Raw genomic sequence first — 20,593 nt, forward strand, 5'->3', positions numbered from 1 at the left:
AGCGCGACCGCCGTCGCGCCGAGCCAACCGGCCGTTCCGTCGCACGATCGACTTCGCCCGATGCCCTTGCGAAAACGCCCTTTTGGAGGTTCCGCGAAGGAGATGCAATAGATCGGAGCGCTGCTTGTACCGCAGATCATCTACGGTTTTACTACGTAGATAATTTGCTCTCTATCGGCCCGCGCGCCAAGCGGTGTTTCCTTTGCTGGCGGCCTACGCGCATTGGCTCCACCTGCGCAGCGTGCGGCCGGCGTTGAGGCGCTAGTGGTGGCAGAGCACCTGGATGAGAGCGGGTGTGGCGAGCATGGCGGTGATCGCGGCTGTCAGGCAGATGCGGTGGCGCCATCGCACGTGCCGGCGTGTGGGGGTGAGCAGGCGCTGCGCTCGCGCGATGACCGCTGTTCCCGCCGCGGCGAGGCCTTCCCGCGCAGGCGGGTGTTCTCCGGCCAGAGCAGATAAACCAGCCAACAGCGGATGCGTGCCGACGCGGCGCACGGCGGTGTCGTCAGCGCACATCTCCAGCAGTTCACCCACACGATGAGGGGCCGTCGCGAAAAGCGGAAGCCGCGGCAGTGTGCCCCCCAAAGCGCGGAGCGCCATGAGGATGTGGTGGTGGCGCCCCGAGATGTGCGCGTTTTCATGCGCCAGAACCGCTTTGAGCTGTGATCGGTTCAACGACTTCATCGCCGCGGAGGTGACGATGATGGCGTTCGGGCGTCCGACCACGCAGTAGGCAGCAGGCCGGTCGGCCTCCACGACCACCACATTGGGATGGTCGGTGGGTCGGCCGACGATCCGCGCGGCACGCGCGTGCTCGTGACTTCGCGCCCGCAGCCGCGACAAGCAGCGACCGATCCGCATTACGACGAACCCTGACGTCAGGGTTCCTACCGCGATGAGAACAACAGAACCGATTCGTCCGGCCATGGGGGTGTGCTCGGAGAAGCCAAACAGCTCCAGGCACAGCGTCACGACCGCGCCCGTACGAATACTGTCCGTCGTTGCGCCGATGACCATGATCAGCGCGACGAGCCACGCCGTCAGCGTCGCGGCGACGGTGGCCAGCCAGGCGGCCACTCCCATATGGGGGCTGATGCCGTGACGGGTCATCCGCCTCAGGACCGGTGGCGCCCACCAGGCCAGCGCGCTGCCGTAGAGGAGCAGCCACAGCGCGGCGGTCATCACCGACGACCCTTGCGCAGAGCCGCCTTCAATTGAGCGGACTGCTCGGCGTTCATCTGCTCAACAAAGAAGGCCAGCACCGCATCGGTATCCCCGCCGGCGTCGAACGCGGCCTTCATCAAACGCGCGGAACGCTCCTCGCGGCTCATGGACGCCTGATACACGTACGCTTTCCCATCGCGCTGACGTTGCAACCAGCGCTTGCGGTACAGGTTGTCCATCGTCGACATCACGGTGGTGTAAGCGATCTGGCGCCGTTGAGAGATCTCGTCGAAAACCTCACGCACCGTGACAGGCTCGGCGTAATCCCACACGCAATCCATGACCACCGCTTCGAGGTCGCCGAATCCTCGCTGTTCCATTTGCGCCTCCCGCTCTCCGCGACGAGCTGGCCTCCTCGCGCCCCGAGCTCTTCAGTCCCCAATGTAGCCGCCGAGCTGGGAAAAGCCGCGATACGCCTCACCTGGACCGCATAGGGCCAGCATCTGCACTACCGGCCGCGGCGCGTGAACCTAGCGCCCGTGGCGCACAGTTGTAACCGACCTGAGACTGTGACAGACGTTCCTCCTGATACCAAAGTGATGTACGTTCCGTCTACGTACTATTGTGCTACGTACTTAGCTCGGTAGTAGGAGTGCCGCGGGTGCCTTTCGGCTTAGGTGCGCGGCTCGACAACGCTCACCCCAGCTGAGGAGATTCGATGCGGCGCCTCACTTCTTTTCTGAGTCTCTTCGCATTAATGCCGGCACTGGTGATCAGCGCCCCGGGCACCGCTGTTGCCGGGCATGACGGCAGCCCCGACCGCGACGACGTTCCCTCATTGGTTGCGGCGGTCGCCGAAGCGAACCAGCGGATGGCCGACGTCGGTAGCGACATCCAGATCAAGCAAGAGGGCGTCAACCGTGCCCTGGTCGAAATCGCGGCCGCTCGCGACACCCTCGCGCAGGCCCGACGCGACGTTGTTGCCAGCGACCAAGCCCTTACCGCCAGTCAACACGCGATCGAGGCCGCACAACAGCGTTTTGACCGCTTCGCCGCGTCGACCTATATGAACGGGCCGTCGGGTGCGTTGCCGCTGGCGCAAAGTCCCGAGGAGATCCTGGCCGGGGCCTCGACCCAGCAGACCCTCACCATCAGCTTCCAGCGGGTCCACGACGACCTCTTGCGTCGGCAGACCGATCAGGCCAACAAGCTTTCTGCTGCGACGGCAGCGCGGGCGCGCGCCGAGAGCGCCGCCGCAGACGCCCAACGCCGGCAAGACGACGCGGTAGCCGCACTCCGGGACGCCCAGCAGACGTTTACCGCACAGCGACGCGAGGTCGAACGGCTCGCTACCGAACGCGACTCCGCTCAAGCTCGACTGGAAGCTGCCCGACCGGTGGCGGCGACAGCCGCCGCGCCCAGTGCGGCGCAACCCGGCACTGTTCCGGTATCCGGCGCTCCCTGGGACCGCGGCACCACGTCGCCGGGGGGCGCCACCAAGGGGGGCCTGTGGGACACCACGCTGCCGATGGTGCCCAGCGCTAACGTGGTCGGCGACCCGGTGGCCATCATCAATGCCGTCCTCAAGATCATGGCGACCTCGGCGCAGCTGACGGCCGACATGGGCCGCAAGTTCCTCACCAAACTCGGCATTCTGTCTCCAGTCACCGCCGCCGCAGATCCCGGCATCACCAACGGACGCATCCCCCGCCTCTACGGCCGCCAGGCCTCAGAGTTCGTGATTCGCCGCGCCATGTCACAACTGGGCGTGCCTTACTCCTGGGGCGGCGGCAACGCCAACGGCCCGTCACGAGGCATCGACCAGGGCGCCAACACCGTGGGTTTCGACTGTTCGGGCCTGATGCTGTATGCCTTCGCCGGCGTCGGCATCAAACTCGACCACTACTCCGGGTCGCAATACAACGCAGGCCGCAAGATCCCCTCGTCACAGATGCGACGCGGTGACCTCATCTTTTACGGCCCCAACGCCAGCCAGCACGAAGCGATGTATCTGGGCGACGGCATGATGATCGAAGCCCCCTACACCGGGTCGGTCGTCAAGATCTCGCCCGTGCGCACCTCCGGCATGACGCCCTACGTCACCCGCTTGATCGAATATTGACGTCGCCGCGATGCCGCGCAGGTGGACCGGTCAGTGCGCCGCGGTGCGGCCGCTGCGAATCGGCCTCCTCGGGCACGTCAGGCCGCCCCGAACGACGCGGCCAGCGAGAGGCGTTAAATAGCGCCGTCGCGCCGGCGATCGCAGCCGCCCACAGCGCCACGACCACGGCACACAGGATCAGCCACGCTTGCCACCCGAGACTGTTCGGGCACACGTCCATCAGCCAACGCATGTCAGGCCCTCCTCCGCAGTGAGCCTCACCCCACCGCAGGAGGAAAACGGTATGAGTCGTGTGAAGATCTGCTGAAGATCGAGCCGCCCGGTCAGCCATACCTGGTTACGGGCGCACCAGCAGGCACCATATGGGACATGCAGCACCACCACCTGGGCGCGCCTGAGAGCGCGAAGGGATACCGCGCGCTGGTCGTCGACGACGAACTCCCCCTGGCCGAAGTGGTGGCCAGCTATCTCGAACGCGAGCAGTTCGAAGCCGTCGTCGCCGGCAACGGTGTCGACGCAATCGCCGTCGCACGCGACCTGGATCCCGATGTCGTCATCCTTGACCTCGGCCTACCCGGCATCGACGGACTCGAGGTCTGCCGGCAATTGCGGACCTTCTCCGACGCCTACGTCGTCATGCTCACCGCCCGTGACACCGAACTGGATACCGTGCTCGGCCTCACCGTCGGCGCCGACGACTACATCACCAAACCCTTCAGTCCCCGCGAGCTGGTCGCGCGCATCCGCGCCATGCTGCGGCGACCCCGCATCCTGCAAACAGCCGCCGCACCCGCCGAACGAGAGACAGCCCCGCCGCGCCGCTTCGGCGCACTGAGCATCGACGTCGCCGCCCGTGAGGTACATATCGACGACGAACTGATCCTGTTGACCCGCACCGAATTCGACATTCTCGAAGCCCTGTCCGCGCGGCCAGGAATCGTGCTGAGCCGCCGACAACTTCTCGAAATAATCCGCGACGAACCCTGGGTCGGCAACGAACACCTCGTCGACGTCCACATCGGACACTTACGACGCAAACTCGGCGACGACGCCGCACGCCCCCGCTACATCGCCACGGTTCGAGGTGTCGGATACCGGATGGGAACCGGACAGTGACTCCCCCACCTACGTCGACCCCTCGCCGGCGTCGACGGCCGGGCCGTCCCGGTATCGGCCTGCGACTCCTGGCGGCCCAAGCCATCGTGCTGGCGGCCGGAGCGGCGACGACCGCGGTGGTCGCTGCCGTGGTCGGCCCACCGCTGTTCCGCGAACACCTCCACCGTGCCGGTGTCCCGATGGACTCCCTGGAAGAAGTCCACGCCGAAGAGGCCTACGGCTACGCAACGGTGATCTCCATCGGAGGCGCTTTAGCGGTGTCAGCACTGGCCGCCCTCGCGGTCAGCTTCTACGTCAGTCGACGCCTCCAACGGTCCATCACCGAAGTCGCCGCCGCGGCCACCGATGTCGCTGAAGGGAACTACGACATCCGCGTGTCACCGCCGCGCCTCGGCGATGACTTCGACGCCCTCGCAACCGCATTCAACCAAATGGCCTCCCGGCTTCAAGCCGTCGATTCGACACGCCAGCAACTGTTCGGAGACCTCGCGCACGAGATCCGCACACCCGTGGCAGTACTCGAGGCCTACATCGAGGCACTCGAAGACGGCGTGCGCTCCTTGACACCCCAGACAGCAGCCATGCTGCGCGACCAGACCCGTCGGCTGGTGCGATTCTCCGATGACGTCGCCGCGCTGGCGAAGGCCGAGGAAAGTGCGGTGTCTATGTCATACGCCTCCCTCGACGTGGACCGCCTAACCCGCCAGTGCGTCGCAGCAGCACAAGAACGCTATGACGCCAAGGGGGTCGGACTGCACGTACACCTCCCGCAACCGCTACCGCCGCTTTGGGCCGACGAACAACGACTGTCTCAAGTGTTGGGAAACCTGCTGGAGAATGCGCTACGGCACACACCGCCCGGCGGGTCGGTACACCTTCACTGTCTTCGTGACGGCGACCAGGTAAAAATCGCTGTCGCTGACACCGGAGAAGGGATAGCCGCTGAGCACGTCACCCGAGTGTTCGAACGGTTCTACCGGGCAGACACCGCCCGCGACCGCGAGCATGGCGGCGCCGGTATCGGGCTCGCCATCGCCAAAGCGCTCATCGAAGCGCACGGCGGATCGATCTCGGTAGCCAGTGCTGGACCCGGCGCCGGCGCAACATTCACCATCGCCCTGCCCATCACCCCGATACGCAGCGAACACCACCCTGCGACGGCTGCTCAACGCGTCCCTGACTAGTGCCCTCTCCGCGCTACTTGTCCAACATTCCCTGCATCGTGTCGATCTCTGCTTGCTGAGAAGACACGATGTTGCGCGCCATCTCGACTGCCGCCGGGAACTGGCCGTTGTCAACTTCCTGCTGCGCCATCATGATCGCGCCCTTGTGATGCTCGATCATCTGCGTCAAAAAGAGTCGGCTAGCCTCAGCGCCCTGCGCGTTCTGCAGTGCAGCCATATCGGCTTCCGACATCATGCCCATACCGCCGCCGCTCATACCCGGCATATCACCCATGTCTCCGCTGGGCATTTGATGGCCAGGCATGTCATGACCGGGCATTGCGGCGGTGCTGGGGGCCGTTGTCGACGAGGACACTCCCCAGTCCTGCAGCCAGCCCTGCATCTGTTCGATCTCAGGACCCTGAGCGTTCTTGATCTCGTTGGCGAGTGACACTACTTCAGGATCAACTCCCTGCTTGCCGAGCAGCATGTCGCTCATCTCGATCGCCTGCTGATGATGAGGGATCATGCCCTGAGCGAACGTCACATCAGCATCGTTATGGGCAGCGTCACTGCTCGCAGCACTGGGCGAAGCCGACGCCGACGCTGCTGCCGAGGTGGTGCTCGACGACGATGACTGAGACTCGTTCGTTGCATTCGAACAGCCGCTGATATACAGGGCCGACGCCGCAAGCGCCGCAAGCCCGAATCCAAAACGCTTGTGCTGCATCGCACATCCTTCCTCGAACATCTTCGTGACACCATGCGTCCACACGGCAAGCCCTTGCGCCGCCGCACCCCAGCCTCAGCATGCCGAGTATGGGTCGGTTCGTGATCCGATGAAGATTTGATGAAGACTGAAGCGCCCCAGGTTTGATGCCGCATCTTTCTGAGTTGGAAGGATGCAAGCCATGCCGAAGAAGATCGACCCGAACGTCAGGGAGCGCTGCGTGCGGCAGGTGCTGGATACCTTGCCGCAGTACCCGTCGGTGACTGCCGCGTGTGAGGCCGTCGCGCGGCGTGAGGGCGTGGGGAAGGAATCGGTGCGCCGCTGGGTCGTGCAGGCCCAGATCGACGGGGGTCAGCGCCACGGCGCTACGAGCGAGGAGCTCGCTGAGATCAAGGAACTCAAGGCCAAGGTCCGTCGGCTCGAGGAGGACAACGAGATCCTGCGGCGGGCCTCAATTTTCTTCGCGGGGGAACTCGACCCCCGCAACCGATGATCGTCGCGTTCATCGACGAGCTGCGGGCCCAGGGCCACGCGGTCGAGTCGATCTGCCGAGTCCTGCGTGAGCAGGGCCCTCAGATCGCCGCGCGGACCTACCGTGACTGGGCACGAGCCAACCGGCCTGTCGCTGACCGGACGATCACCGACGCCATGGTCGCCGATCAGGTCCGCGACCTGGTCTGGAAGGTCGATCACGCAGGAGTGCGGCGGATGACCCCAGAAGGTCTTTACGGCCGTCGGAAGATGACAGCGCTGGTGAAGCGCACCACTCCGGCCGCGTCGCCGGGCAGTGTGGACCGGGCGATGAGATTGCTTGGCCTGCAGGGTGTCCGACGCTCAAAGGGGATTCGGACCACTATCGCGGCCAAGGACGGCACGCGCGCCGGCGATCTCCTTGATCGGGACTTCACCGCCGAAGCGCCCAACCGCACCTGGGTCATGGACTTCACCTACGTCCGCACCTGGGTGGGATTCGTCTACGTCGCGTTCATCCTCGACGTGTTCGCCCAGAAGATCATCGCGTGGAACGTGGCACCCACCAAGGCCGTCGAGCTGGTCGACGTGCCGCTCCGCATGGCCTTGTGGGCGCGCAACCGTGAGGGCCACCCCGTCGTCCGCGGAGAGCTCATCGGTCACGCCGATGCCGGGTCGCAATACACCTCCATCACCTTCACCGACCACCTTGCCCAGGAGGGCATCCTGCCCTCGATCGGGTCGGTAGCCGACTGCCTGTTGACCGGCTAATCCGGGAGAATGCAGGCACGTAAACGACACGCCAGCAAGGAAAATGCTTGACTGGCGGTAGGCGGCGGGGTTGCACTTGTCTTATGGCGATTCAGCATCAGCTGCGTCTGCACCCAGGCACCGATGTCGCCTGGGTGTTGTCCGGTCCGGGCTGTGAGAAGTACGCGTTGGTCAACGAGTACCTGGGGTATTTGGCCGACCGGAATTATTCTCCCCGCACGCTGCGGGCCTACGGCTATGACCTGCTGGCATTCTGCCGTTGGCTCGACGACGTCGATGTCACATTGAGTGCGGTGACCACCGAGACGGTGCTGGACTTCATGCGGCACTGCCGGCAGACTCCGATCGCGGGGCGCCCCGCCAATGTGGTGTCGATGACCGGCGCGGCCTACGACCACTACTCGTCGATGACCATCAACCACCGCCTTGCCGCATTGACCGGCCTGTACCAGTTCCGCGAACTGCGTGACCCCAGGCTGCGGAGCCCGATCCCTAGTGGCCGCGAAGCCCGTCGGGTCAGCGCTGAGGAACGCACCGGCTTGCTTGGACATTTGGTCCGGCCCAAACGCCGATCGGCGCTGCGGCTGCGCGAACCGCGTCGGCTGCCGCGGGCCTTGAATCGTCATCGAGACCGCTCAGCTGTTATCGAGCCTGCGGACGTGGCGTGACCGGGCACTGGCTGGGCTGATGTTGTTGTCCGGGCTTCGATCTGGAGAACTGCTGACCCTCAACGTGACCGATGTCGATATCGGTGCCCGCTGGGTGAAGGTGATGGGCAAAGGCGCCAAGGAGCGCCGCGTGCCTCTCGATGTGGAGGTCGCCGGGCTGATCCAAACCTATCTGCTCGTTGAAAGACCCGAATCGGACAGCAACCTCCTATTCCTGGTCGCGAAAGGCCCGCATCGGGGCCAACCCTTGACCGCGGCCGGTTTACGCACAATCTTCCGGTATCACCGAGCCAAGACCGGGGTGCTCGCGGGTCACCCGCATGCGTTACGACATACCTTCGGCACCGCGATGGCCGAGGCCGGGGTGGATCTGGCGGTGATGCAAGCTCTGCTCGGGCACTCCCACATCGACACCACAGCCCGCTACATCCATCTGGCACCCATCCACGTCAAGGCGGAATACGATGCTGCCCGAACACGATTACGTTCCCGCCCCTGAAACACCGGCGCAGATCTACGCTGCCTACCTGGTTCACCTACAACGCCGGGACCGCGGCAACACCGCTTATGCCCAAGCCGCCCGATCGTTTCTACGGCGCTGGCCCCGAGTCCAGACCTGGGCCGACATCCCACTGCAGCAGCAGTTGGCGGCGAACTGTTCGACGCGGCCGTTTATCACGTTCCTGATGGTCAGCCGACGGCTGCAACCGGGTTACGACTACCTCGTGCACCGCAAACTCTGCAGCCTCTGGCACGAGCTGACCGACAGCTGCCTGCAACCCGACCTCGATCAGTTCCTGCGCGCAGCAGCCGAATTGGGTTTCAGTCAGCGGGTCGCTTCGGCGATCGGCTCGCAGATCATCGCCCGCCTGCTGATCCAGACCGCCCGCCCCCTGGCCGATCTGCGGGAACATGATCTGCAAGAGTTGCTGCACGCTTGCGATAGCCGACAGGAACGCACCGGCCGCGGTGCCAGGCACTATCGCAGCACCACCCACAGTGCCCGCCAGATCCTGTTCCACCTCGGCATCCTCGACGACCAAGCACCTCCGGCGGTCGCCCCGTTGACCCTCGAGGAGCGCATGGCCGACGTCCCGGCGGCGCTGCGGCCGGAGTTCGTGGCCTATCTGAACCGCAAATACGCCACCTGCGTGCCCAAAACGGTCAGCTCCTGGCCACCCGATTGGCACATTTCGGCCGCTACCTCGCCGCCACCGACCCCAGCCTGACCTCGCTGAACCAACTGGACCGCCGCCGGCACATCGAGCCGTTCATCACCTCGCTGACCACCGCCACCAACAGCGTCACCGGTGAGCCGATCACCATCGCCGACCGGATCCGACGCATCCACGCGGTGGGCAACTTCCTGGCCGAAATCACCGAATGGGGATGGGACGACGCCCCACCGCGGCGCCTGATCTTCCGCACCGACATGCCGCGGCCACCCCGCTGTCTGCCCCGATATCTACCGGTCGATGCAGACCGCACACTCACTGCCGCCCTGGCGAAATCACCTTACCGACTCGCCGCTGACGCCCTGCTGGTGCAGCGGGCCTGCGGACTGCGCATCGGTGAACTGCTCGACCTCGAACTCGACTGCATCCACGAGATCCCGGGCCAGGGATCGTGGCTCAAAGTTCCCCTCGGCAAGCTCAACTCCGAACGCATGATCCCCGTCGACGACGAGGTCCTCACCCTCGTGGACCGCATCACCACAACCCGCTCCTGCGGGCGACCGATGATCCATCCCCGCACCGGCGCCCCCGCCGACTTCCTGTTCACTCACCACGGGAAAAGACTGTCCCAGAACGCAATACGCGAAGAACTGAACCGGGCAGCCCAAGCTGCTGGCCTAGGACACATCACACCGCATCAACTGCGACACACCTATGCCACTGCACTGATCAACGCTGGAGTATCGCTGCAGGCCCTCATGGCACTGCTGGGCCACGTCTCCTCCCAGATGAGTCTGCGATATGCCCACCTCTTCGACCACACCGTACGCACCGAATACGAACGCGCCTTGGACCTGGCCAAAAGTCATATCGGAGCGCTGCCCACCACCACCGCAGTCGGGTTGCCGCTGACCGATATCACCGGCACCGGCTGGAAAGACACCCCGGCCATCAAATCCCGCCTGGCCGGCGGATACTGCCTACGCGCACCCGCGCAAGGGTCCTGCCCGTATGCCAACATCTGCGAACACTGTCCCAGCTTCCACACCGACGCCACCCACCTCGCTGTCCTTGCCGCCCAACGCATCGACGCCCACGATCTGGCCGTAGACGCAGAAAAACGGGGATGGATCAACGAAGCCGACCGCCACCGCAAGCTCGTCTCCCGACTCGACGCGCTCATCACCGCAGCGGCATCCGCATGAACGAACCCGCCCTGCTGCGCGTCGAACGGGTCTGCGCCAACCTCGCCACCGCCGGCCAGCCCATCACCTTCACCGCCGTCGCCGAGCACGCCCAGATCAGCCGCGCCACCCTCTACCGCGACCGCCAGCTCCGCGCCATCGTCGACGAACACCGCACCCGACAAACCGACGCCCGCACCCTCACCGGCCTGGCCACCGACGTCGCCCACCTACGCACCGCCGTCGAAGCACTCGCCGCACGCGTCAAACGCCACGACGAACAACTCCGCAAACTCACCACACCACCCCGACAATGAACCACTCCGCACGCCAACACAGCTCCCTGAGCCCGCATTAGCCGGTCAATGCTGGGATAACGCCGGTGCCGAATCGCTGTGGTCGACGTTCAAGCATGAGTTCTACTACCGGCACACTTTCGCGACGAAAGTCGAATTGATTGCAGCAGTTGACAATTGGATGCGATTCTACAATCATCAACGTAGGCACTCGGCGATCGGTCAGCGCTCACCAATTAGCTACGAACGCACCATGAGTGTCACCCTGGAAGCAAGCTAACCGCGTCCACTTTTTCTGGGGAACCCCACGCTGGTGCGGGGACGAGCAACGGGGACATTGCGTCGTTACGCCTTGTCGCTGAAGGTGTGGCTCGATTTTCTGCACGCGATGGGCGTTCGCTGGGATCAGGCGTCGCGATCGGAACTGGCTGCGTTCAAGGAATGGCGTTTGTCGGCTGAGGAGAATCCTCAGCACGTGAGTTCAAATAGTTTCTGTGTCGATCGCGCGGCGATCCGCGGTTTCTACTCGTGGGCGGCCGAGCAGCACGGAATTGACAACCCCGTCCGGGCCCGTGCGATTGCCACGTCGTGGATGGGCGGGAACCAAGCCGTGTTGGAGAGCACGCCGTCGGGAATGCGTAGAGCCGACGTGAAATGGCTTACCCCGCAAGCATTCCGGTTGTGGCGAAACCTGGGGTTGCGCGGTTTCGAAAGGGAGGGCGTGCCGCGCCAGGATTGGCGGGGAGCTACTGAGGATCGCGACGTCGCGTTCGTGGAGGGGTTGTTCGGGACGGGTTTACGAATCGGCGAGTGGGCCAGCATGCTGACCATTGAGGTGCCCGAGCCGGGCTTTGAGGGGCTCATTCGTTCGCGCGTCGCGTCTCATTGCGCGAAGGGTGGCAGCGGGCGAGCGTTCTGGATGCGGCGCCGCGTCGCCCAACAAGTCTACTTCTATCTCCAGGAAGGTAGTCGTACTGCTGCTATCGCCCGTGCGCAACGTGCTGGTCGCTATGAGCAGGTAGCCGACCGGTGGATCGTTGAACAGGCTCGCCGTGATGGACAGCTGGAGGTCATTGATGCGACGGGATCGCGTCGTACGGTTCGGCTGGATGCACTCGGGCCGTCGACACGAATGACGTTGTTTCGCAGGGGACGTGGTGGCCTGGAGCCGATGTGGCTGTGGCTGAATCACGACGGAACACCTCGCCCCAAACATTCCTGGTACAAGACATTCGACCGCGCGAATTCTAGGGTCGCGAAAGCGCTTGCACCATCAGGGGAAACGCCGTTGTGGTGCCGTCCCCACATGCTGAGGCATTCTTTTGCGCTGCGGTGGTATTGCATCGCCACGTTCGTCGCTTGGCGCCGTACCGATATGTTGACCAAGCAGGAGCAGCGCGACTTCCGTAATCAGCTCGGTGATGTGTGGTTCCTTTTGGCGACACTTCTCGGCCATCGCAGTGCCGAGGTGACACGGAGCGTCTACCTCGAGCCGTTTCAGGTGCTGCAGGTCGAGGAGCTCATCGCGCTGATGGATGCCGACGATCGGCAATCACTCGAGCGTCTCGTCGCAACAGTCGGTGGCGGCGAACCGCGTGTGCTGACGGCCCCAACGTGACGGGTCGCCCTGCGACGCAGCCGGATTCAGCGTGGCGACCCGAATCGAGGCGACGCGGGCTGATCGTGACGTTCGTCAGCGAGGACGGTACGCAGTCGAAGGACTTCGACTTCGGGTCCCTGCCCGGCAACGACGGAATCCGCCACGATTTCGCGGCTGCGTTCGAAGATGCCACCGGTGTTCTGGGCGTATCCAAGCGGCTCAGGGGCGCCGGTGCGCTGTGGCAGTCTGCCCGGCACGCCTGCTGCTGGCTCGCCGAAAACCGAACAGGACTGCAGGGACTGGCAGGTTTGTCCGCCTCGGATGCCCGGCTACTCACCTTGTCGTGTCGGGTACCCAGCGGTCCTGGCCCGTTGCATGACCTGAAGACACTGCTGCGCTGCAGTCCCGTCGTCTCCGACGAGGCACGCCAGGCGTTCACGCGCGTGCGTCACCCGAAGACGAACACGGCACGCCAGCCCTACTCCGCGGAGGAGATGCGCCGCATCAACGTCGTGGCACGGGGAATGGTTCGACGGGCGCGGACCCGGCTGAAGACTCATTGGAAGATGGTCGACGACTATCGTGCGGGACGGTTCGATCACCTACCCCGCGCAGACCCCCGTCGTAGTCTGGCCGAAGTGCTCGACCACTGCGCCCGTGAGGGCGACTTCCCTCGTACTGCCTCGGGTGCACGGGCTTACGTGACGCGGCGAGTAGCCGCCGCGGCCGGTGGATGCCACCTTCAGTTGTTCCTGCATCTCAGCCCGGGCGAGGCGTGGGCATCTGGTGTTCTCCTCGCGGGCCTGACGGGCCTGAATCTGTCGACGCTGGACTCGCTGCCCGCGCCGCACAGACACGCTAGCAGTCCCGATGAGCCCGGCATCGTGTTCGTCAGCGCCAACAAGCCCCGCCGTGGGAAACGGTCGGCGATGACGGTGCCGGTGACCGCGTTGCGCCCCGAGCTGCGGCCGCTTGGTGGCCAGAATCGGCGCGCTGCAGTGCTCAATACGTCGCTGACGACCGCGTACGGAGTCTTCATGGTGCTGCTGGAACTGACTGAACCGGCCCGCGCGTTGACCGGGTCCCAGCACGCCTTCGTGTACTTTAGCGCCCAGCCTGATAATGCCGAACGGAAACTTTTCGGATACGGCATCAGCAGCACCGCCTCTGGGGTGAATGCTCGACGGCGGTGGCTGGCGCCGTGGCTGACCGGCGGTGCCGAGCATGACGAGTTGCTCCTCGGGATCAGTATGGACCGGCTGCGCAAGACCTACCTGGAGCAGGTCCGAAAACCCATATCTCACACCCCGGCCACGTTGGCGCGCTATCTGAGTCGCATGGACTCTGTGCGCCACGAGGGATTCCAGATCGTCGCCGAGGCCCTCGATGACCAGGTTGCACGCGCACTGGCCCGACGGTCGATGACGGTGCAACCGGATACCGACGACGACGGATCCGGCCAGGACGCCGTGCTGGGCGCGTGCGCTGATTTCGACCATTCGCCGGTCGACGGTAAGCGGTGTCGCCAGTCGTTCATGGCATGCCTGGACTGCAGCAACGCTCGCGCCTTCCCGCGCCACCTACCTGTTCAATTGGTCGTTGCCGACCGGCTTCGCGGCCTGCGCCAAGAAATGCCCATCGAGCGGTGGATCGCCGATCACGCGGGTCCTCTCGCTCAACTGGACGGCATTTTCGCCGAGTACGAGCAGGCCCAGCTGAGCGCCGCGCGAGACGACATCACCGCCGCCGATCACCAGACGGTCAACCTCCTGCTGACAGGAAACCTTGAAGCATCATGACGAGCACAGCTGAAGCACTCGACGTCGTGGCTGGTGTCTCCGTCGCCCCCGCAACAGAGGTCGTGATCAACCGCACGCTTCATATCGACGGGATCCGATGCCGATTCGGCGACCCGGTGTGGGATCTGTCCGCGGCGATCGAGGACCGCCACAGCGCGGGACAAGCCGTGCACTGGGAGGGGTTCCCGACGCCGTTTCGCCACGCCTGCAAGCTCTATCTGTTCGCCCTGCTCAACATCGTCGACGACCCACCGCGCCTTGACAGTGCCCGATCGCTGTATCCGCACATCAAGACGATCTTGGGCGAGCTGGTGCCGTTGCGACGGTTCGCGATATGGCTGGCGGACATGGGTGTCACATCGTTCGGCCAGGTCAGCACCGAACACCTCGATGGCTATCTGCGCCACGTGACCGAGACCAGCGGTGTCAGCGCCGGCTCCAAACGCTCGGCGCTGCAGGCCGTCAAACGTCTGCACGCGTACCGGGAAGCGCTGCCCCCGCATTGCCGGCTCCCCGCAGAGCCGTTGTGGGGCGGCGCGAGCGCACGAGGTCTCGCCAACTACGAGTCATCCTGGGGCAAGCCGAACACAACCCCGCGCATTCATCCCGAGGTCATGGAGCCGCTGCTCTCGGCGGCGTTGATGGTGACCCGCACGGTCGCGGCTGATCTCCTTCCCGCAGCGCGCAAACTCCTCGCAATGCGGCGCCTGGCCCACCAGATCGCACCCGACATTCGTCGGGCTCCCACCCGTACCGTGTCGCTGTTCGACACCACCAAGGCTCAACTGGACTGCCTGCTAGCTGCCCTGGGCCGCAATGACGCCTCACTTCCGGGTATCCGGACAGGCGGCACGACCAGTGTCGATCTGAAGGGTCTAGCCGTGGGCGGATGGCTTAACCACACCGAACTGAAACGCATGAAAGAGACGTCAGTCCTGCTGGCCAAGCATGGATTACCGATCGACGTCGACATGTTGCGCGTCGACACATTCAGCGCCATCGGCACCCATCGCTGGCGTGAAGACCCAGTCGGCGCGAGTGCACTCGTCGATCTGCTTCGCCACGTCACGACTGCCTGTTTCATCGTGATCGCCTACCTTTCGGGTGTTCGGACCGGCGAGGCACTGAACCTACGACGTGGCTGTATCAGTCGGGACTCGAAACTGGCGTTGACGCTCATGTCCGGTCACCAGTTGAAGGCCGATGAGCAGCGTCGGAACCGATCGCCGGCCACGATCCCGTGGGTCGTGACCGACGAAACCGCCCACGCCATCAGCGTTCTCGAGCAGATCACGGTGAGCGATCTGCTATTCCCGGCTTTCAACATGTGCTCCCAGGAACGGTTCCTCTTCGGCGCTACCCGGACCAGGACGCCCGGCTCCATCAACACCGACATCACCAGCTTCATCGGGTGGTTCAACCGTGACATCGCTCCGGCAGTCAGCCATCCGCTCATCGGCGCTGACCCGAACGGCACGATCCAGGTGCCGCGGTTACGCCGCACACTGGCCTGGCACATCGTGCGGCGGCCCGGCGGAACGATCGCCGGCGCAACGCAATACGGTCACCTGCACACACAAATGATCCACGGTTATGCCGGCGGCGCTGATTCGGGATTCCTCGACGACATCACCTTCGAGCAGTTCCTCCACCGTGCCGAGATCATCCACGACGATGCCCAACGACTCGTAGGCGGCGAGCACGTCTCCGGCCCGGCGGCCGATGAGTATCGGGCCCGCATCGAGCGGGCACGCACGTTCGCGGGCTTAACAGTGACCACCAAGAGTCAGGTCGCTAACGCATTAAAGAATCCGGACTTGCAGATCCACCACGGCGCCGTCGTGACGTGCGTGTTCCGGCGCGCCACCGCAGCCTGCCTGGAACCCAGCGACAGCTCCGCTGAACCCTTCTGGAGTCGATGCCGTCTGGGCTGCGTCAACGCCGCCCATACCGACCGCGACGTAGCCAGCCTTCGCCAGCATGTCAGGGCACTCCAACGCGACCTGGTGACTCTCGAACTCCCCGAGCCGTTGCGGCAACGAATTCAGACGCGCCTGATCGAGCACCGAAAGGCCCTCGCCGAACACGAATCCAGCCGACCGCCGACAACGCCACAGCAGGACGGGGAAGACGAATGACCCTCCTGGGAAATGTCACCGCAGGCAACGGCGAGGAACGCCAACTGGTCCGGGCCGCTATCAACCGCCTCCGAGACAATAGAGCCGAGCGGAGCAGCGGCGCACACACTGTCGTGGCCTTGGCCGACGAATCGGGAATATCACGTCAGAGACTCTACGAACATCACAGCGATCTGCTCAACGAGTTCAAGGCGACGGTCGGGTGCGGACCCGTCACGGCCACGGCCGAGGCTCTGCAACGTCAACTTGCACAGGCCCGTAATCACAACCAGGATTTGGCTGCCGAAAATGCTCACCTGCGAAGCAGGGTTAGAACGCTCTCAGCGGTGATTACCGAACTCACGCACGAAACCTCCGGAGCCAACGTCGTTACTTCAATGCCACGCAAATACCCATGTCGATGACCGGGGACTATCTGGGACTATCTCGTTAACCGTTAACGAGATCGTCCGAAAAAAGGATGGTGAGGGCTTCAGGGACCGATTCGGCTGTGGGGATCTGACGCGCGGTGTCGCCGATCTGCAGTAGTCGGCTTGCCGCGGGTCCAGGTACTACGATCCAGGGGGTTGCCGTGGAGGCGTGTCGTCGGCTGATGGCCAGGAGCGTTCGCAGCCCGTCTGCGCCGAGGAACGTGACCGCGGTGAGGTCGAGGATCAGCGGTGCGTGACGAATGACGGTGCGGCCGCGCGCTTCTTGGAGGAGATCGTAGGCGTTGGACGCGTCGATGTCGCCACGGGCGACAACGATGGTGGTGCTGTGTTCGACTCTGTAGACGAAGCGTGCACGGTCGCGGTGTCGCCGTCGAGTGCGTGGTCGTCGGAACGTCATGGTTACGGTGACGAGGCCGGAACACTGGGTCACGTCGGCTTGGCCGGCACGGTGCGGGCCTCCCGTCACGTAGGTGGCGGGAGGGCGTTCAGAGGGCAGAGGTCACCGACTTGCGTGTCTTCTTCACCTTTTTGAGGTCGGTTTCGAGGTCTTTGACCGCGTCGCGGTGCTCGGTGAGGGATTTCTTCACCTTCTTGATGGTCTTCGTTTGTTGGTCAAGGGATTTGCGCAGCGCGGCTTCGCGGCGTTCGACCGTGCGCAACACCTTCTGGGCGGCGGCAACACTGGCTGCCGGCGGTGTCGCGGTCTTGGCGGTGCCGCGGCTTCCGGTCTTTGTGGAAGCCTTCGCCGTGCGTGATCGTGACGGGGAAGCGGACCTCTTCGTGGTCGACGTGGTGGGTGCAGTCTTGCGGCTGCCGGTGGTCTTTTTGGTGGCTCGTTTGGTGGCCATGGTGTGTCCTAACGGGAGGTGGTCACTTCTGCGGCGCGTCGAGGGTGGTCGTCGCGGGCGGCGGTGCGATGGGTGGGGTGTCAGGTCGCGGGTTGTCGATGAGGTCGTTCCGGTCGTTGCCGCGGTTGCTGCGGCGCCGGGTGAAGGCTGACACCGAGAGCAGTGCCCGCGACAGTCGGGTGGGGGCGCCGCCGTTGCGGCGTTGCAGGTAGAGACCAACCTTGGCCAGGGCAAAGGCGAGTAGTGGCAGTAGCAGCGTGGCCAGCAGCCAGCGCCGCACTGGTGAACTCAGGAGTGCCAACATGGCGGTTCCTTTCAGTGCCGGGTGACATTTGCAGTGCCGCCGATGGGTGTTTGACTTGTCACCGGCGTGGCTTGACGGCCTGTCGGCTGGATCGGCGGCGGGGGTGCGGCGCGCGGGTTAGCGGGTTCGGGTGCTGCGGCGGCCGGTGATGCCGAGGTAGCCGGCGATGAGGATGACGGCGAAGATGATTCCGACAAGGAACGGGATGATCTTGAAGCCGCCGTTCTGGTTGGAGTATCCGAGTTTGTAGGACACCCACGTGCCCAGGAATGAGCCGATCGCGCCGAGTAGCACGGTGACGATGACCCCGATGTTCTGCTTGCCGGGCATGACGAGTCGGGCCAGCACACCGACGATGAGTCCGACGACGATGGCGCCGATGATGGTTCCGATCACGGGTTTCTCCTTTGATGGTGGGGGCCGCGTGTGCTGCGAACCGCGGCGTCGAGAGACGGGGGTGCTGGCTGCCCCGCCGGGGCGGCGGGGCAGCTCACGACTTGACTACTCGGCGGCTTTCTGGCGTGCTTCGTGGGTCTTGGCTTCGCCGCGGGCGGCTTCGGCTTCGGCTTCCTTTTGGGCGACGTCGCGCTGGGCGTCGGCTTTGTCCTGCTGGGCCTTACCCTCCTCGGTCAGGCTGTCGTTGCCGGTGACCGCGCCGATGGCCTCTTTGGCCTTGCCCTTGACGCCTTCGACAACGCCCTTGATGCCTTCGGCCGGTCCGCTGTTGCTGTCTGTCATGGGTTTATCCCTTCTCGATGGTGTGGTGTGTTGACTTCTCCCGCCCGTACATGAGCGGGAAAACCTGTGGCGCTCGGTGCGTTCCGGGCGTGCCGGGCTAGTGGGCGGAGGTCACGCGAGCCGGCGGGGGTTGGGTTTGCGGGTGTTGACGTGTAGGCGGGTTTGCACGGCAATGGAGTCGCCGAGCATGCCGACGGTGGTGGCGGCGATCTCGTCGGCCGCGTGGGCGGCGTGGGCGAGGGTGTCGGTGCCGGCGGCGGTGACGTCGAGGTGGATGCTGGGTTTGCCGCGGTCGATGACGGCTTTGCCGCTGGCGGATTTGATCGCGGGGCGCTCGCGCAGTTCGGCGGCCGCGGCGTCAGCCAGAGAGCCGAGGTTGGCCGACAGACAACCTTCGGAAAGGTTGCTGTCGGCCAAGGTGAGGTCCCCGGCCCGACGGGCGGGCCGGTGCGCGATCAGCCACCGCACCCCGAGCAGCACCAGCAGGACTCCGGCGGCGGTGACGGCCCAGGGCCACCATGCGGTTTGGGCGGCGGTCATCAGCCCCGGGGCGGTGAGGTAGACCGGGGTGCCGTCGATCAGGTGAGTCGTCCAGATGATCATGGCCACGCCCAGCACAAGAAGGAACAGGCCGAGGATCAGGGCGGCGAGGCGGTCGACGAACGTGGCGGTACCGGTCATGGTTCAGGGCCTTTCCACTCGGGTGCGCACCGAGATGCGTGGCGCTGAGGCCAGCGGCGCCAAGGCGGTGCGGACGGCGCCGGCGATGGCGTCTTTGGTGACGTCGGGTCCGGTGGTGCGGGCGGTCACTTTGACCGCGCGGCGGGTCGCCGAGGCGGTGGCCTTGGTGACGCCGGGAACGACGCGCGCGGCGGCGGCGGCGAGTTTGGCGGTGTCGGCGACGTCGAGGTAGACGCTGGTTTTGGCCTGCACGGGGATGGCTTTGCGGCGGCGCGGGGACAGCGCTGTCCCGACGAGAATGAGGCCGACGGCGGCGAGGATGGCGCCGATGGGGACCATCCAGCCGGCCGCGGATTGGCCGTCGAACCAGTTGATGGCCGCTTGGGTCCAGGAGGGTCCGGTGATCCAGCCGGCCGCGGCGATGCCGTCGCGGATGCCGGCCGCGCCGAGGGCGATCAGCAGCAGGGCGCTGATCACGCCGACGTAGTGCGCGGCCGCCGGTGCCAGCGGCGGCGGGGCCGATGCCGGGGATTGTGGCGTGGCCTCGGGTTGGCGGGTGCCGTTGTGCAGCGGCCCGGAGGTCGAGTGTGTCGACGGAACGTGTTCGAGGTGTTCGGGGGCGGTCATTGGACCCGCTTTCCGGTGGTGGCGTCGTTGGTGGTGACGGCGGCGACCGCCACGTCGACGCCGTCGACCTGCAATCCGGCCAGGTGCGAGAGCGCGAAGGTGACATTGTCGCGCACGGCGGCGCTGACGGCGCTGAGTTGGTAGCTCCAGGGCACGGCGATGTCGACTTTCGCGCGGACGCGTCCGGCGGCGATGCTGACGCGGGTCTTGGGTTTGGTGCGTCCGGTGAGTTTGTCCAGGCCGCTGGCCTGAAGCCGAACTCCGGCGGTGTCGAGGGCGGCTTTGGCGGCGATCTGTTCGGCGACGCGGTCATGCACGATCAGCGAACCCCGACCGCCGGGGTCGTGGTCGACTGCGGGCGCGGTGTCAGCCACGGCCGCGTCCCCGCAGGAGGGTGGCGAGGTCGAATTCGCCGTCGCGTTGCCCGCCGATCGCGTAGCCGATAGCGCCCAGGATCACAGCGATCAGGAAGCCGGTGAATCCGCCGGCGGCGGCGGCGACGCCGAGCAGCAGCCCGGCCAGTAAACCTACGGTGGCAGTGGTCATTGGGGTGGTCCTCTCACATGG

At 65.1% G+C, this 20,593-nt stretch carries 24 protein-coding genes, 2 pseudogenes and 1 other annotated feature; of the genes and pseudogenes, 13 read left to right on the plus strand and 13 right to left on the minus strand.

Features of this window, described 5'->3' with window-relative positions; genetic code table 11:
• Positions 1-261: 261 nt before the first annotated feature.
• Both KXD97_RS00540 and KXD97_RS00545 read right to left on the minus strand, forming a co-directional pair.
• Positions 262-1,182, minus strand: coding sequence for a M56 family metallopeptidase (locus tag KXD97_RS00540; protein WP_011856857.1), 921 nt, complete (start codon positions 1,180-1,182; stop codon positions 262-264).
• Entirely contained in the window at positions 1,182-1,544 is a 363-nt protein-coding gene (locus KXD97_RS00545; RefSeq protein ID WP_024444607.1) for a BlaI/MecI/CopY family transcriptional regulator, read from the minus strand. The genes KXD97_RS00540 and KXD97_RS00545 overlap by 1 nt, the downstream gene beginning before the upstream one ends.
• Before the next feature lie 338 nt (positions 1,545-1,882).
• On the opposite strand from KXD97_RS00545, the gene ripA reads away from it, so the two are divergent.
• Entirely contained in the window at positions 1,883-3,286 is a 1,404-nt protein-coding gene (ripA, locus tag KXD97_RS00550; protein WP_396884636.1) for an NlpC/P60 family peptidoglycan endopeptidase RipA, read from the plus strand.
• Here the strand turns inward: ripA and KXD97_RS00555 are convergent.
• Entirely contained in the window at positions 3,264-3,518 is a 255-nt protein-coding gene (locus tag KXD97_RS00555; RefSeq protein WP_234830035.1) for a hypothetical protein, read from the minus strand. The genes ripA and KXD97_RS00555 overlap by 23 nt on opposite strands.
• A gap of 137 nt (positions 3,519-3,655) precedes the next feature.
• Here KXD97_RS00555 and KXD97_RS00560 point away from each other — a divergent pair, with 137 nt between their 5' ends.
• On the plus strand, positions 3,656-4,402 hold the full coding sequence (locus KXD97_RS00560) for a response regulator transcription factor (protein ID WP_011856861.1): 747 nt from the start codon (positions 3,656-3,658) through the stop codon (positions 4,400-4,402).
• Complete coding sequence (locus KXD97_RS00565) at positions 4,399-5,586, plus strand: cell wall metabolism sensor histidine kinase WalK (RefSeq protein WP_011856862.1); 1,188 nt, start codon at positions 4,399-4,401, stop codon at positions 5,584-5,586. The genes KXD97_RS00560 and KXD97_RS00565 overlap by 4 nt, the downstream gene beginning before the upstream one ends.
• A gap of 13 nt (positions 5,587-5,599) precedes the next feature.
• Here KXD97_RS00565 and KXD97_RS00570 read toward each other — a convergent pair whose 3' ends face one another.
• Entirely contained in the window at positions 5,600-6,295 is a 696-nt protein-coding gene (locus KXD97_RS00570) for a DUF305 domain-containing protein (protein WP_114733526.1), read from the minus strand.
• 181 nt (positions 6,296-6,476) lie between these two features.
• Between KXD97_RS00570 and KXD97_RS00575 the strand changes: the two are divergent.
• The 10 genes and pseudogenes from KXD97_RS00575 to KXD97_RS00615 all read left to right on the plus strand — a co-directional run.
• A pseudogene (locus KXD97_RS00575) lies at positions 6,477-7,519 on the plus strand (IS3 family transposase); the annotation flags it as partial.
• Positions 6,746-6,880: a sequence feature (AL1L pseudoknot), on the plus strand. Its footprint overlaps the pseudogene before it by 135 nt.
• A 101-nt stretch (positions 7,520-7,620) precedes the next feature.
• Positions 7,621-8,205: a site-specific integrase gene (locus KXD97_RS00580; RefSeq protein WP_260754988.1), complete on the plus strand. Its 585-nt coding sequence runs from the start codon at positions 7,621-7,623 to the stop codon at positions 8,203-8,205.
• Between the two features lie 19 nt (positions 8,206-8,224).
• On the plus strand, positions 8,225-8,704 hold the full coding sequence (locus KXD97_RS00585; protein WP_260754781.1) for a tyrosine-type recombinase/integrase: 480 nt from the start codon (positions 8,225-8,227) through the stop codon (positions 8,702-8,704).
• Positions 8,670-9,434, plus strand: coding sequence for a hypothetical protein (locus KXD97_RS00590; RefSeq protein ID WP_260754989.1), 765 nt, complete (start codon positions 8,670-8,672; stop codon positions 9,432-9,434). The genes KXD97_RS00585 and KXD97_RS00590 overlap by 35 nt, the downstream gene beginning before the upstream one ends.
• Complete coding sequence (locus KXD97_RS00595) at positions 9,389-10,585, plus strand: site-specific integrase (RefSeq protein WP_260754990.1); 1,197 nt, start codon at positions 9,389-9,391, stop codon at positions 10,583-10,585. Before KXD97_RS00590 ends, KXD97_RS00595 begins: the two co-directional genes overlap by 46 nt.
• Positions 10,582-10,881: a hypothetical protein gene (locus KXD97_RS00600; RefSeq protein ID WP_260754051.1), complete on the plus strand. Its 300-nt coding sequence runs from the start codon at positions 10,582-10,584 to the stop codon at positions 10,879-10,881. The genes KXD97_RS00595 and KXD97_RS00600 overlap by 4 nt, the downstream gene beginning before the upstream one ends.
• A 55-nt stretch (positions 10,882-10,936) precedes the next feature.
• Positions 10,937-11,140: pseudogene (locus tag KXD97_RS33235) on the plus strand (integrase core domain-containing protein); the annotation flags it as partial.
• A gap of 72 nt (positions 11,141-11,212) precedes the next feature.
• Positions 11,213-12,478, plus strand: coding sequence for a site-specific integrase (locus KXD97_RS00605; protein WP_260754991.1), 1,266 nt, complete (start codon positions 11,213-11,215; stop codon positions 12,476-12,478).
• 65 nt (positions 12,479-12,543) lie between these two features.
• Positions 12,544-14,259, plus strand: a complete 1,716-nt coding sequence (locus KXD97_RS00610) for a hypothetical protein (protein ID WP_260754992.1) — start codon at positions 12,544-12,546, stop codon at positions 14,257-14,259.
• Entirely contained in the window at positions 14,256-16,397 is a 2,142-nt protein-coding gene (locus tag KXD97_RS00615) for an integrase (protein WP_260754993.1), read from the plus strand. Before KXD97_RS00610 ends, KXD97_RS00615 begins: the two co-directional genes overlap by 4 nt.
• A 429-nt stretch (positions 16,398-16,826) precedes the next feature.
• Here KXD97_RS00615 and KXD97_RS00620 read toward each other — a convergent pair whose 3' ends face one another.
• The 9 genes from KXD97_RS00620 to KXD97_RS00660 all read right to left on the minus strand — a co-directional run bounded on the left by KXD97_RS00620 (position 16,827) and on the right by KXD97_RS00660 (position 20,572).
• The gene (locus tag KXD97_RS00620; RefSeq protein ID WP_260754994.1) at positions 16,827-17,225 is read right to left on the minus strand and encodes an STAS domain-containing protein; all 399 of its coding nucleotides are present in this window, start codon (positions 17,223-17,225) and stop codon (positions 16,827-16,829) included.
• Positions 17,226-17,313: 88 nt separating this feature from the next.
• A complete protein-coding gene (locus KXD97_RS00625; protein WP_260754995.1) occupies positions 17,314-17,676 on the minus strand; it encodes a septation ring formation regulator EzrA in 363 nt (120 codons plus the stop codon).
• 22 nt (positions 17,677-17,698) lie between these two features.
• Positions 17,699-17,980 carry a hypothetical protein gene (locus tag KXD97_RS00630; RefSeq protein WP_260754996.1) on the minus strand — a complete coding sequence of 94 codons (282 nt, stop codon included), beginning with the start codon at positions 17,978-17,980 and terminating at the stop codon, positions 17,699-17,701.
• Between the two features lie 117 nt (positions 17,981-18,097).
• Positions 18,098-18,376, minus strand: a complete 279-nt coding sequence (locus KXD97_RS00635) for a GlsB/YeaQ/YmgE family stress response membrane protein (protein WP_260754997.1) — start codon at positions 18,374-18,376, stop codon at positions 18,098-18,100.
• Between the two features lie 105 nt (positions 18,377-18,481).
• Positions 18,482-18,718 carry a CsbD family protein gene (locus KXD97_RS00640; protein WP_260754998.1) on the minus strand — a complete coding sequence of 79 codons (237 nt, stop codon included), beginning with the start codon at positions 18,716-18,718 and terminating at the stop codon, positions 18,482-18,484.
• A 111-nt stretch (positions 18,719-18,829) separates the two neighbouring features.
• The gene (locus KXD97_RS00645) at positions 18,830-19,399 is read right to left on the minus strand and encodes an alkaline shock response membrane anchor protein AmaP (protein ID WP_260754999.1); all 570 of its coding nucleotides are present in this window, start codon (positions 19,397-19,399) and stop codon (positions 18,830-18,832) included.
• A gap of 3 nt (positions 19,400-19,402) precedes the next feature.
• On the minus strand, positions 19,403-20,026 hold the full coding sequence (locus tag KXD97_RS00650) for an alkaline shock response membrane anchor protein AmaP (RefSeq protein WP_260755000.1): 624 nt from the start codon (positions 20,024-20,026) through the stop codon (positions 19,403-19,405).
• The gene (locus KXD97_RS00655) at positions 20,023-20,400 is read right to left on the minus strand and encodes an Asp23/Gls24 family envelope stress response protein (protein ID WP_260755001.1); all 378 of its coding nucleotides are present in this window, start codon (positions 20,398-20,400) and stop codon (positions 20,023-20,025) included. Before KXD97_RS00655 ends, KXD97_RS00650 begins: the two co-directional genes overlap by 4 nt.
• Entirely contained in the window at positions 20,393-20,572 is a 180-nt protein-coding gene (locus KXD97_RS00660) for a hypothetical protein (RefSeq protein WP_260755002.1), read from the minus strand. The genes KXD97_RS00655 and KXD97_RS00660 overlap by 8 nt, the downstream gene beginning before the upstream one ends.
• Between the last annotated feature and the right edge of the window lie 21 nt (positions 20,573-20,593).

The sequence above is a fragment of the Mycobacterium sp. SMC-8 genome, from assembly GCF_025263565.1.
In the GTDB taxonomy this organism is placed as follows: Bacteria; Actinomycetota; Actinomycetes; order Mycobacteriales; family Mycobacteriaceae; genus Mycobacterium.